Below are 2349 nucleotides of genomic sequence, written 5' to 3' on the forward strand. Positions count from 1 at the left end.
TTTAACAAAAAAAGCACTTAGACTTTTTACAGATAGATCTAATCTAAAGGTGGGTCACTTTGGCCCGGCGGGGGTGGGTCACTTTCGTCCGGCCAGCTATGGTCACTTTAACCCGGCGAGGGTGGTATACTATGTCCGGCGTTTCCAGTACTATAAGGTTTTGAAAAAAAACGCAACTCTGGGAAATCTTCTCTACGTTAAAACCGGAATCCCTGTGAAAGATACTGTGTTGAACACATTGAGAATAAAAGATGTTGCCAAAAAACGAAAATTTACACATGAGGAGTTTACAGAATGGATGGCATCCCTTCGAAAAAAAACAAGTCTTTTGGAAGAGCGGTTGAACGGCTCTTACTTTCAGCCGATTAAAGATGGGGCTGGCACAGTTTACTATCTCGTCAAAGAAGAAGACCTACTATAATGAGCAATAAGAAAGTCACCGGAATACCATTGCACGAGGTAGTGCTGAAAATTATGTACTTAGAGAATGTGCACAAAGCCGCTGAAATGGCACCTAAAGATGTACTGTGGCGCATAAACAATCCCGAAATTTCAGAACGACAGATACGGGAGGTACTGGACTGGCTCGTACTGCACAAAAAAGTGAACCTGTATTTAGGTAAATATAGCTTGGACAGGGTAACTTTTCTTGAGCAAATGGAACTTTATGAAGAAGCCAAAATGAAAAATGGCAACAGGGGAAACAACCCGAAAATGTATTATGTTACACCCATAAAACCGAGAAATGAAAGTCCTTTGATCACTGTTTCCAAAGCCCTTCTCCTTATTTTTGGGCTTCTCACGATAGCTTATTCTACCTATTCATACTGGCAAATACAACATCCTGTGGAAATGTCCCCTGAAGAAAACATTAAAACTGCATGGAAGGCAAAAACCTTGGGGGACCATAAAAATCTCTATGTGTCCGATTCCGAAGAATATGATGAGAAAGCCCGAAATGCCATTTCCTATTCCTTTTTTAGACAAAATGCCATAAACGATACCATGACCGAAGAGGTAAACACCTTGAACAAAGCTTTGGACAGTATCACACAAAACCATCATGCGCAAATGGCCGACCTACGACTTGAACTGCAACGGACAAATAATGATGCCAATACACTTATAAAAAACTTGGCCCTCTGCAATCTGGTCATCATTATCCTATTTGGTTTTTTGTATTTGGAAAGGTTCTTTTTTTAAGTCAGATCCCACTTCATTGCAAATTCCTAAACAGGTTCTTAGAATTGGTCAGTGCATTTAGCCCATCCATCAATTCAAAAGGGCCATCCGTCAATTTAGGATGGATTGTTTCCCTCGGAATGATTTACTTACAACTGGTTCCCATATTCAAATAAATTAAATGGACTCTTTTTTATAAAAAAAGATAAAAAATCATGAGCCATTCCGCTTGCATTACAGCCGATGCACCTGAACATAAGCCCGTTATCGGCAACAAAATGTACCACTGTACCAGCACTATTGCCGTGGACAGTGTACAAAAGACCTATGGTTTTGATGTGCTGTTGGAATATTCCGAAAACTTCTTCTCGTGGAAGAAGAGCAACTTTACCATAAACGGGAAAACCAGTTTTGAAAAAGCAGATCGTCTGTACCTACACCTTACCAGCCCCTTGAACACAATAGAATTGGGCTGTAAAGAAGGTAAAGTAACGGCATTGTACCAAAAAAAGGAAATCACCAAAGAATGGGAACGCACAAAGGCCAAACTACAATCCGAATACAGCGGTAAAGTGGCGGAACAGCTCATAGAGGCTTATGATCGCCATTACAGCTCTCCCGGCAAACTGATTCAATTTCTCCAAGCGGACGGAGTGTTTCAGCTGTTTTACAGGGGCTTTCTCAACAACCATTTGGTCTATCAAGGGTTCAGTAGTGGAATACAACATCAATTGTTCGGGTTCAGTGGCGTGGAACCGATCACGATCTTGGGGAATAAGACTTTGCAAATGGAGGGCACCGACCTTAAACTACAGTACTTGGCAACAACCCAAAACACCAAGGACGACCCTCTGGATATAACTGTGGACGACAATTTTATACTGGATCCCAAAAGCACGTGGATCAAAAAGGCCACCGCAACCATACACAACAAAACCAACAACAGCAGAACCACCATCACCCTAAAAAGCAAACAACCATGGCGGAGGACCCGATAAAACACACTATTGAAAAAAATAAACATGGACAGGTTCAATATCTTGACAATTTGATCACGGAGCACCTGTCCGATTACAGGAAGCACCATCCCAATGCGGGTTATAATACGTTCAGGGCACGTATCGAAGAAGCGAACCCTGGTGTGGACTGGAGCCATTTAAAGCTTGG

Annotated in this window: 4 protein-coding genes; all 4 read left to right on the plus strand. The window is 41.9% G+C overall.

The features are described from left to right. A partial coding sequence (locus GO009_RS17565; RefSeq protein WP_203532489.1) for a hypothetical protein occupies nucleotides 1–421 on the plus strand: 421 nt, incomplete at its 5' end. Beyond that, nucleotides 421–1203 (plus strand): DUF5457 domain-containing protein, encoded by a 783-nt coding sequence (locus GO009_RS17210; RefSeq protein ID WP_163627948.1) that lies wholly within the window; start codon nucleotides 421–423, stop codon nucleotides 1201–1203. The genes GO009_RS17565 and GO009_RS17210, both read left to right, overlap by 1 nt. Nucleotides 1204–1397: 194 nt before the next feature. Then, a complete protein-coding gene (locus GO009_RS17215; RefSeq protein ID WP_163627949.1) occupies nucleotides 1398–2180 on the plus strand; it encodes a hypothetical protein in 783 nt (260 codons plus the stop codon). Next, on the plus strand, nucleotides 2162–2349 hold a 188-nt coding region (locus GO009_RS17220), incomplete at its 3' end, for a hypothetical protein (RefSeq protein ID WP_163627950.1). The genes GO009_RS17215 and GO009_RS17220, both read left to right, overlap by 19 nt.

The sequence above is a fragment of the Allomuricauda sp. TY007 genome, assembly GCF_010468565.1.
Lineage (GTDB): Bacteria > Bacteroidota > Bacteroidia > Flavobacteriales > Flavobacteriaceae > Flagellimonas.

Excerpts from the sequence above, each read along its gene's own strand:
- GO009_RS17215 (WP_163627949.1), top strand. The coding sequence starts at position 1,398 with ATGAGCCATTCCGCTTGCATTACAGCCGATGCACCTGAACATAAGCCC.
- GO009_RS17210 (WP_163627948.1), top strand. The coding sequence starts at position 421 with ATGAGCAATAAGAAAGTCACCGGAATACCATTGCACGAGGTAGTGCTG.